Origin of the sequence: Nocardia wallacei (assembly GCF_029869545.1) — a bacterium.
GTDB lineage: Bacteria > Actinomycetota > Actinomycetes > Mycobacteriales > Mycobacteriaceae > Nocardia > Nocardia wallacei_A.
The window spans coordinates 91,566-101,470 of sequence record NZ_JARWQD010000183.1; the positions used below are offsets into that span (position 1 = coordinate 91,566).

Sequence of the window (9,905 nt, forward strand, 5' to 3'; positions counted from 1 at the left end):
GGAGGCATCGAAGCCATGGCGTCTGCAGCGCGGAGCACCACCGGGACCGGTAGCGCGGTATTGCATCCGCCTCGCCGATTGCCGACGTTCATCCGCTGGCACGGCACGGACGTGACCTGGTGGCAGTCGTGGAAGCTGGCGCTGAGAACGCTGCCGCGGGTCCGCGATCACACCATCGTCGAGTACCTGACCGGGCTGCCCGGCCAGGACGACGTGCTGGTCGCGCGGATGCCTTTCCTGAAGTTCGTGGTCGTGCGGAGCCCGGAACTGGCCCGGCACGTGCTGGTCTCGAATCAGAACAACTACGCCAAGAGCGCCGAATACGACATGCTGGCCGTGGCTTTCGGCCGTGGCCTGGTCACCGATCTGGACAACCAGCGGTGGATGCGCAATCGCCGGCTGGTGCAGCCCGTCTTCGGCAAACGCAATGTCGATCAGTTCGCGGGCCCCATGACAGAGGCCGCCGGTGCGGCCGTCGACCGGATCGCCGAACTGCACCGCGCCGGGAGCCCGATCGATATCAACGCCGAAATGAACCGTGTGACACTGGATGTCGTCGCGCGCACCATGTTCGGTACGGATCTGTCCGGCCCGATGACGCAGGTGCGGCTGTCGGTGTTGCTGCGCTACTTCGGGATCGGGTTCATGACCAATCTGAGCCGCCCGATCCACGCCGCGTCGACGTGGGTGCTGCGGCACGGGCCGCATCCGGAGTCGGCGGAGAACCCGCGCCTGCCGATGCGGGTGATGCGCGCCATCAGCTGGGTCGTGGCGCCGCGGGCCATGCGCGACCTGCGCCACGTCGAGGGGGTGATCGACGGGCTGATCGCCGATCATCGCAGCGGCCGGATCACCCGCAAGGACAATCTGCTCGCGCTGCTGATGGACGCGCGCGATCCCGAAACCGGTTACGCCTACACCGATCAGGAGATCCGCGAGGAGCTGATGACCTTCATCGGCGCCGGAATGGAAACCACCGCAACGGCCTTGGCGTGGGCGTGGCATCTGCTCGGCCGCCATCCCGAGGTTCGGCAACGTCTCTACGACGAACTCGACACCGTCCTGGGCGGGCGCGCGCCCACCGCGGCGGATGTCGATCGGCTGCCGTGGACGAAAGCCGTTGTCGCGGAGACCATGCGGGTGTACCCGCCGGTCATCGGGCTGGCGCGGGTGGCGATCGACGACGATGTGCTCGGCGGGTACCCGATCAAGGCCGGGACCACCGTGGCGATCATCCTGCACGGGGCCCACCACAACGAGCGGATCTGGGATCGGCCCGGCGAGTTCGACCCGACGCGCTACCTCGCCGAGAACCTGGAACCCGCGCAGAAGCACGCGTCGCTGCCGTTCGGCGCCGGGAAGCGGATGTGCGTGGCCTACGGTTTCGCCAATATGGAGGCCGCGCTGGTGCTCGCGACCATGGCGCAGCGGGTGGAGCTGAACCCCCACGACGACAAGCCGATTCGCCCGCAGATCTCCTTCACCGGCGGCCCGGACGGCCCGGTACTGATGGACCCGGTATTCCGCGGCGCGGGCCGCAAGGACAAGTCGGCCTGACTGGAGTAGTGCGGTGACCAGGCCGAGTTGCGTTGTGAATGCCGCGGGCGTGACCGCCGCGATGCGGATCAGGACGTGCTGCGCGCCCGCCTGCACGTACTTATCCAGCTGTGCGGCAATCTGTTGTGCGGATCCGGTCATCATCACCTGGATGTTGCCGACCGTGTCCAGCGGCATGCGGTAGGTCGCCTCGCAGTATTCCTCCAGTGCGGCTCGTCCTTGCTCGACGTCGTCGTCGATGTGGACGGTGGCGAAAAGCGCTGGAGTGACGGAGTTTTCGGTCCGCCCCGCCGCGGCGCTCGCCTGGCCGATCGCCTCCAGCCCGGCGGCGTAGTCGGCGGGGTCGGGCGGGTAGGGGAGCCAGCCGTCGTACAGCCGACCGGTCCGGGCCAGGGCGGCCGGGGTGATTCCGGCCAGCCAGATCGGCGGGCCCCCGGGCCGGTGCGGGCTCGGCACCTCGGGCAGCCAGTCGTATCGTAAGACCTTGCCGTGGAACGGATTCGAGTTGCCCGACCACAGCTGCCGCCACAGCCGCACGGTGTCGTCCAGATGCGAGAACCGGGTCTTGAATCGCACCCCGGCGAGCTCGAACTCCGGCTCGCTGATGCCCGGGAATCCAGCCCCGACGCCCAGCGTCAGCCGCCCCTGCGACAGTAGATCCAGCGAGGCCAGCGTCAGCGCGGCCTGGACCGGATGGCGGTAGGCCGGGATCAGCGCGGCGGTGCCCAGGGTGATGCGTTCGGTCACCGATGCGGCCGCCGCGAGCAGCGTCAGCGGCTCCACCCGCGCCCGCAGCAGCGAATCGCCCACCCACACCGAATCGAACCCGAGCCGCTCCGCATTCACCACCAGCTCGAGCAGCCCGCGCGCCGAGCCCCCGGCCTCGAGCTGAGCCTGCCCGCCGGGCAGCAGCAATCCATACCGAATATCGTTCACGCCACCCAGCATCGGCGAACCCCGGACCTGCGACAATTCCCCGCAGGGTATGGCGCTACGCGCGGAACGGGCGTCCGGCGCCTCGCACCGCAACTACCGTGGACATCATGACCGCTGTCGATTATCAGCATCTGCTCGTCGCGCGGGACGGCGATACCGTCCGCATCACCATGAACCGGCCGGATCGGCGCAATGCGCTGTCTGCCGAGCATCTGACCGAGCTGCTGTCGGCGTTCCGGGAGGCCGGGGACAGCGACGCGACCGGGATAGTGCTGGGCGGCAACGGCCCGGTGTTCTCCGCCGGGCACGATTTCGCCGATGTGGCGGCGCGTTTCCTGCTCGAGGTGCGCGAACTGCTGACCCTGTGCACCGAACTGATGTCGACCATCGAGGCGGTGCCGCAGGTGGTGGTCGCCCGGGTGCACGGGCTCGCGACGGCCGCCGGGTGCCAGCTCGTGGCGTCCTGCGATCTCGCCGTCGCCGCGGAGTCGGCCGGATTCGCGCTGCCGGGCGGCAAGGGCGGCTGGTTCTGCCATACACCGGCGGTGCCGGTGGCGCGCGCGATCGGCCGCAAACGCCTGATGGAGCTGGCGCTGACCGGCGACCCGATCGACGCGCGGACCGCAGAGCAGTGGGGCCTGGTCAATCACGTGGTCGCCGATGCCGACCTGGACACCGCGGTCGACGACCTGCTGGCCCGCGCCACCCGCGGCAGCCGCGCGAGCAAGGCCCTCGGCAAGCGCACCCTCTACGCCCAGCTGGACCGCCCCGAGGCCGACGCCTACGCCATCGCCGTGGAGGTCATGGCCGCCGCCTCCCAATTGCCCGGCGCCCGTGAGGGAATGGCCGCATTCCTCGAGAAGCGGCCGCCGGTGTGGCCGGACTGACGACTAGGCCGAGGTGACGTAGTCGCTGCCACCGATGTAGACGGTGTGCCCGTTGTCGGCCGGTGTGCTGGTGGCGTCGGCGACGGCGGTGGCGAACTCCTCGACGGTCGGCAGCGGGCCGTGTGCGGCGCGCGCGGCGACGGCCTCGGGGTCCCGGCGCTGCAGCAGCTGCACGATGATGGTGCCGTCGATCATATCGCCGGACACCACCGTGAAACCGATACCGCGCGAATCGAATTCGGGGATCAGCCCGCGCAGCGCGTCCTCCCCGGCCCGCTTGCTGGCGGCGATCGGCTCGTAGGCCTGCGGCACCGGCTTGCGGCCGTGGAAGTGCGCCTGATGGCTGGTGACGAACACGATGCGACCGCCCGCGGGCATGTGCGGCAGCGCCAGCCGCACCAGCCGCAGCTGCGCGTCCCGGTTGATCGCCATGGCGTAGTCGGGCGCGGCGCCGTGCTCGAGCCCGCCGGAAGCGTTGAGCACCAGCACATCCAGGCGTCCGAAGTCGGCCACCACCTGCTCGATGAGCGCCCGCGACGCCGCCTCGTCGGACACGTCCGCCCCGGCGATCGACGCGCTGCCACCGGATTCGATGATCTCCGCGACGAGTCGCTCTGCGCGCCTGCGCTTTTCGCGATAGTTGAGCACCACGTGGTCGCCGCGTGCCGCCAGCACCCGCGCCGTCTGCGCGCCGATGCCGCGCGACGCCCCGGTCACCACCACGATTCGTTGCGAACCCACCATGCACTCCCACTCGATCGCTTCTATTTCAGAATCACTATGGTAGTTCGAAATGAGAAGTGCAAGACGAACCGGGGTGGCCCGACCGGCGGACCCGCCGACCTACGCGGCGATGGAGCTGCTCGGCCAGCGTTGGATGCTGCGCGTGCTGTGGGAGCTGGAGCCGGGACCGCTCGGCTTCCTGGAGCTGCGCCGCCGCATGGACAACTGCTCGTCGAGCATGCTGTCGCAGCGCCTGCAGCACCTGCAGGGTGCGGGCCTGGCGGCGAAACGGCCCGACAAGGCACACGAATTGACCCGGGCCGGGCGCGAACTCGTCACCGCCCTGCACCCGATCTGGGAGTGGTCGCGGAGCTGGGCGGGACCGGCGCCGGACGGGGACTGACGGCCGGGTCGTCGTCCCGGCGTTGCGCGCGCCGCGTGCGAAACCGGCGCGGATGGGTCATCATCCGGGGCAGGTCGGCCCATGGCGCCGGCGCGGGTGAACAGTGGCTGGATGATGTACGGGGTGCGCGGATGACGGGTAGACATGCAGGCCGCGGCCGGTCGGCCGGTGTGGCGGTGCTGGCGGCGGTGCTGGCGATCGCGGGCTGCGGCGGATCGGATTCCGGCGATCCGGAGCCGGTCGGCAGCCCGGCGCCCACGGGGAACGCGGTCCCGGAAGTGATCGACTGTTCGTTCAACCAGCCCGCCGTGCGACCGTCGAAGCTCATCCTCGCGTGCGCCGACCTGGGCCTGCGCGTCGAGCAGATCGCCTGGACCTCGTGGGGTCCCGGTACCGCGGAGGGCGACGGTATCCAACATCTCAACACCTGCGATCCGAACTGCGCCGCCGGGCACTTCGTCACCAAGCCGGTCCGCATCGTGCTCACCGACCTGGTCGAACCCGGGCACGTCTTCACCAGGGCAACGACCATCGATGCCAACGGCGAGAAACTCAGCCGCCCCCTGACCAAGCGCTGACCCCGCACTCTAGGTGTAACTCCGGGTCTCATCTATAGGTACACTGTTGCTACGTTCGTGAAGCAACGGCAGCGACTGCCGGGACGGAACACACCAGGAGTACCGATGAAGTTACTTCCCTTTCGGGCGCGCCGGGAGATGATCGACCCGGGTGAGGTAGCGCTGCAGGCTCGGAACGTGCAGTTCGATTGGCGGCACACCCCGCTGCACTGGATGGCGGCCGAGCCCGTCGCCTCGCATCTGATCAACGCGCTGAATCTGCTGCTGCCCGAGGGTGAGCGCATGTTCTGTCAGACGTTCTCCGAGGCGCTGCCGCTGGTCAAGGACGAGAAGCTGCGCGAGCAGATGCTCGGCTTCATCGGCCAGGAGTCGATGCACGCCGAGACCCACAACGGCGTGCTGGACGAGGTGCTGGCCGCGCACGGCATCGACGTCGAGCCGTATGTGCGGCAGATGGAGTTCCTGTTCCGCAAGACGCTCGGCCCGCGCGAGGGCCAGACCGCTCACGAGCAGTTCCAGACGCTGGTCGAGCGCCTCGGCTTCATCGCCACCCTCGAGCACTTCTTCGCCTACCTCGGCGACTGGGTGCTCAATGCCGACCTCGAGCAGTTCGGTGCCGATCCGAACACGCTGGATCTGTTCCGCTGGCACGGCGCGGAGGAGGTCGAGCACCGCTTCGTCGCCTATGAGGTCGCCGAGTACTTCGACATCGGCTACCTCCGGCGCTGCGCGCTGATGCTGGTGGTGTTCCCGATCTTCGTCTCCCTGGTGCTGCGCGGGACGAAGTATCTGGTGCGGCAGGATCCGTCGCTGCCGGACATGCGTTACCCGCGGCTGATCGTCAAGGTCTTCGGTTCGATGTGGCGCGGTGCGCTGCCGGGCGTGCCGTCGCTGCTGTGGAGCGCGCTGACGGTGTTCCAGCCCGGCTACACCCCCGAGTCGGTGGGCTCGACCGCGCAGGCGGTGGCGTACCTGGCGAAGTCCCCGGCGGCGCGGGCCATGGCGTCGTGACCACTCGGCGTCCCGTGCCGGCGCAGCCGCCGGCGGATCTGTACGGCAAACGCCGCGCGGACCGTGCGATCCGGGTGCTGCACACCGTGGCCGAGACCCGGCTGCGCTGGACGACCCTGATCAATCGCGGCGATTCCGCGGGCCGCGTCGACGACCGCCGGCTGGCGCTGACGGTGGTGGAGCGGCGCGTGGAGGCGCACGACACCGACGTGATCAGCCTGCTGCTGACCTCGCCCGACGGCCGCGAACTGCCACCCTGGCGGCCCGGCGCGCACCTGGACCTGGAACTGCCGTCGGGCCGCTTGCGCCAGTACTCGCTGTGCGGTGATCCGGCCGATCGGCACAGCTATCGCATCGCGGTGCGGCGCATCCCCGAGGGTGGCGGCGGCTCGCTCGAGGTGCACAGCGACCTGCGGCCCGGCAGCCGGGTGACCGTGCGCGGGCCGCGCAACGCGTTCCCGTTCGTGCTGCCCGGTCACGGCTCCGATGCGGCCCGGGTGCATTTCGTGGCCGGTGGCATCGGCATCACCCCGATCCTGCCGATGGTGCGCATGGCGCATCGGCTCGGTGTCGACTGGTCGATGGTCTATGCCGGGCGCAGCCGCGACACCATCCCGTTCCTCGACGAGATCGAGAGCTTCGGCGACCGGGTGACCGTGCGCACCGACGACGAGCACGGGCTGCCGACGGCCGCCGACCTGCTCCCCGGTGCCGGGCCCGACACCGCGGTGTACTGCTGCGGCCCGGTGCCCATGACCGACGCGATCGCCGCGGCGGTCCGCGACGTGCCCGGTATGGAGCTGCATTCGGAGCGGTTCTCGGCGCCGCCCGTGGTCGACGGCACGCCGTTCGAGGTCGAATTGGCCCGCACCGGCGAGGTGATCGAGGTCGCCGCGGACCGGTCGGTGCTGGAGGACGTGCTGACGGTGCGCCCCGACGTGGCGTACTCGTGCCGCCAGGGGTTCTGCCGCACTTGCAAGGTGCGCGTTCTGTCTGGGACAGTAGAACACCGGGATGCGGTGCTGACCGCGGACGAGCGGGCCGACGGCGAGATGCTGATCTGCGTATCCCGCTGCGCCGGTGAGCGTTTGGTGCTGGATCTCTAGGATCCGGCACCCCACTGACGAATTTGCCGGCGACGGCATCGAAGGAGAACATCGTGACCGATCAGATTCCCGTTCCGGATGTGGAGCGGACCGTGCGCAGCGGCGACTTCGAGCTCGCCGTCTACGAATACGGCGAACCGAGCGCCGAGACCGTGGTGCTGGTGCACGGCTGGCCCGACGACCACCATCTGTGGGATCGGGTGATTCCGTTGCTGGCCAACCGATTCCATGTCGTCGCCTACGACACCCGCGGGCACGGCCGCTCCACCCGCACCCGGCGCACCGAGGACTATCGCCTGGATCGGTTCGCCGCGGACTTCTTCGCCGTGGCCGAGGCCGTCAGCCCCGGCAGGCCCGTGCACGTGCTCGCGCACGACTGGGGATCGGTGCAGATGTGGGAGGCGGTGTGCGAGCCGCGGGCCGAGGCGCGGATCGCGTCGTTCACCTCGGTCTCGGGACCCAACCTCGACCACATGGGAAAGTGGATGCGCAGCAAGCTGTCTCGCGGTGCGGCCTGGGGGCCGTTCACACAGCTGCTGTCGTCGGCCTACACCTTCCTGTTCATGACCCCGGGCGTCCCGCGGGTGGTGCTGCGGCCGCTGTCGGCGGAGACGGTGTGGCGGCGTTTCGTCGGGCTGATGAACGAAACCGCCCCGGAGAACGTGACATTGGGCCCGGCGTTCCGCGAGGACTTCTTCGACGGAATGCGGATCTACCGCGCCAATATCCTGCAGCGGCTGCTCAACGCGCGCGACCGGCGCACCGAGGTGCCGGTGCAGCTGATCATCGCGCGCCGCGACGTGGCGGTGCGCCCGGCCGGTTACGACGATTCACCGAAATGGACCGCGCGGCTGTGGCGGCGCGAGGTCGGCGGCGGTCACTGGCTGCCGTTCTCGCATCCCGAACTGCTGGCCACCGCCACCTCGGAACTGATCGATTCGATCGGTGGCGGCGCCGCCCCGCGCTCGCTGCGGCGGGCCGAGGTGGGCCGGGAGCGGCAGCCGTTCGAGGATCAGCTGGTGGTGATCACCGGCGGCGGCAGTGGCATCGGGCGCGAGACCGCGCTGGAGTTCGCGCGCCGCGGCGCCGAGGTGGTGCTGTCGGACATCAACCTGGACGCGGCCAAGGAGACCGCCGAACTCGTCACGGCCGCAGGCGGTCTCGCGCACGCCTACGCGCTGGACGTCTCCGACGATGCCGCCGTGGCCGAGCACGCCGAGGCGGTCGTCGCCGCGCACGGGGTGCCCGACATCCTGGTCAACAATGCGGGTATCGGGCAGGCGGGTGATTTCTTCGCCACCAGCGCAAGCGAATTCGACCGGGTGCTGCGGGTCAATCTGGGCGGTGTCATCAACGGCTGCCGCACCTTCGGCGCCGCCATGGCCGAGCGCGGGCTCGGCGGGCATATCGTGAATCTGTCGAGCATGGCCGCGTATACGCCGCAGCGCGGGTTCAGCGCGTACTCGACCAGTAAATCGGCGGTATTCATGTTCTCCGACTGCCTGCGTGCGGAATTGGCGGGCAAGGGCATCGCCGTGCACACCATCTGCCCCGGCATCGTGCACACCAATATCGTTGCCACGACCACATTCTCGGGCGTTTCCGCCGAGGAGCAGTCTCGCAAGCAGGCCAAGTACGACAATCTCTACCGCATGCGCAGCTACGGTCCGGAGAAGGTCGCCGCGCAGATCGTGCGCGCGGTCGAACGCGATCGCGCGGTGGTTCCGGTGACCCCGGAGGCGCACCTGCAGTATCACTTCCATCGGCTGGCGCCCGCCGTGGCCCGCTTCGTCGCCGCCCGCGTGAAGCTGACCTAGGCGCCGTCAGGTATCGAGAGTGCGGCGGCGAGAAAGACAATTTGTTTCACGCCGACCGTCCGGTGCGATTCTGCTGTAGCATCGCCCCCCACACAAAGTCATCGCTTCTGACAAAAGCTAGTGGAGGTGAGTCGATGGCTAAAGGAACCTTCTCCTATCGGGATGAAACCGGCTATCCGCGCCAGATCGTCGATCCGCGCGAATACAACGACTACAACGTCACCATTGCGGCGGGCGATATCAGCAACGCGACCGATGTGACGGCGACGCTGTTCACCGGGCGGAACGGGTCCGGCCGGAGCGATTCGATCTATCCGGGCGGCAGCCGGTACGGACACGAGGTGTATCTCAGTTGCAGGTTCAGCCGCTGAGCCGGGATGGCGGGGCGGCAAATTCACCCATCCGGAAATATTTCCCTATCTCTGTTGCAACCGAATCTTAAGGGGCCCTTTAGGGTCGGTTCGTTATGGTCCCCGGCATGGAGATTGTGACGACACTGGTGGCCATCGCCGTGTTCTGCGGCGCCATCGTGCTTGTGGTGCGGGCGGTCAATCAACCGCCGCGGCGCCGAAACCGTTGGGGCTATGGAGATTCCGGTAGCGCCGGAGTCGGCGTGTACGGCGCCGATCTGTCGGGCGGCTATGACGGCGGCGATTCCGGCGGCGGAGGCGATTCCGGCGGGGGCGGAGGCGGCGGCTGTGGTGGCGGAGGCGGTGGCTGTGGTGGCGGAGGCGGTGGGGGCGGAAGCTAGGTGTACTGACCACGGACGTTGGTGACGGCGTGGCGAGCTGACATGGCGAAGACCTCCGAGTGAAGTGAGAGCTGTCTAGGAACTCATTCACTGCCGGAGGTCTTCGTGTCCCACCGTAATGCCCCGCTCTCGGAGT

The 9,905-nt window shown here is 68.8% G+C and carries 10 protein-coding genes and 1 pseudogene; 9 read left to right on the forward strand and 2 right to left on the reverse strand.

Features of this window, described 5'->3' with window-relative positions:
- Positions 1-15: 15 nt before the first annotated feature.
- Complete coding sequence (locus QH290_RS15330) at positions 16-1,557, forward strand: cytochrome P450 (RefSeq protein ID WP_280383490.1); 1,542 nt, start codon at positions 16-18, stop codon at positions 1,555-1,557.
- Between the two features lie 204 nt (positions 1,558-1,761).
- Here the strand turns inward: QH290_RS15330 and QH290_RS37935 are convergent.
- A pseudogene (locus QH290_RS37935) lies at positions 1,762-2,505 on the reverse strand (LLM class flavin-dependent oxidoreductase); the annotation flags it as partial.
- Between the two features lie 95 nt (positions 2,506-2,600).
- Between QH290_RS37935 and QH290_RS15340 the strand changes: the two are divergent.
- Complete coding sequence (locus tag QH290_RS15340) at positions 2,601-3,380, forward strand: enoyl-CoA hydratase-related protein (protein WP_280383494.1); 780 nt, start codon at positions 2,601-2,603, stop codon at positions 3,378-3,380.
- Between the two features lie 3 nt (positions 3,381-3,383).
- On the opposite strand, the gene QH290_RS15345 is transcribed toward QH290_RS15340, so the two are convergent.
- Positions 3,384-4,124 (reverse strand): SDR family oxidoreductase, encoded by a 741-nt coding sequence (locus tag QH290_RS15345; protein ID WP_280383497.1) that lies wholly within the window; start codon positions 4,122-4,124, stop codon positions 3,384-3,386.
- A gap of 49 nt (positions 4,125-4,173) precedes the next feature.
- On the opposite strand from QH290_RS15345, the gene QH290_RS15350 reads away from it, so the two are divergent.
- The 7 genes from QH290_RS15350 to QH290_RS15380 all read left to right on the forward strand — a co-directional run bounded on the left by QH290_RS15350 (position 4,174) and on the right by QH290_RS15380 (position 9,769).
- Positions 4,174-4,506, forward strand: a complete 333-nt coding sequence (locus tag QH290_RS15350; protein WP_280265073.1) for a winged helix-turn-helix transcriptional regulator — start codon at positions 4,174-4,176, stop codon at positions 4,504-4,506.
- 131 nt (positions 4,507-4,637) lie between these two features.
- A complete protein-coding gene (locus QH290_RS15355) occupies positions 4,638-5,084 on the forward strand; it encodes a hypothetical protein (protein WP_280383499.1) in 447 nt (148 codons plus the stop codon).
- A 105-nt stretch (positions 5,085-5,189) separates the two neighbouring features.
- Complete coding sequence (locus QH290_RS15360) at positions 5,190-6,095, forward strand: metal-dependent hydrolase (RefSeq protein WP_280265075.1); 906 nt, start codon at positions 5,190-5,192, stop codon at positions 6,093-6,095.
- Positions 6,092-7,201: a PDR/VanB family oxidoreductase gene (locus QH290_RS15365; RefSeq protein WP_280265076.1), complete on the forward strand. Its 1,110-nt coding sequence runs from the start codon at positions 6,092-6,094 to the stop codon at positions 7,199-7,201. Before QH290_RS15360 ends, QH290_RS15365 begins: the two co-directional genes overlap by 4 nt.
- A 53-nt stretch (positions 7,202-7,254) precedes the next feature.
- Positions 7,255-9,018 carry an SDR family oxidoreductase gene (locus QH290_RS15370; RefSeq protein WP_280383502.1) on the forward strand — a complete coding sequence of 588 codons (1,764 nt, stop codon included), beginning with the start codon at positions 7,255-7,257 and terminating at the stop codon, positions 9,016-9,018.
- A gap of 134 nt (positions 9,019-9,152) precedes the next feature.
- A complete protein-coding gene (locus QH290_RS15375; protein ID WP_280265078.1) occupies positions 9,153-9,389 on the forward strand; it encodes a hypothetical protein in 237 nt (78 codons plus the stop codon).
- A gap of 107 nt (positions 9,390-9,496) precedes the next feature.
- A complete protein-coding gene (locus tag QH290_RS15380; RefSeq protein ID WP_280383504.1) occupies positions 9,497-9,769 on the forward strand; it encodes a hypothetical protein in 273 nt (90 codons plus the stop codon).
- Positions 9,770-9,905 lie beyond the last annotated feature (136 nt).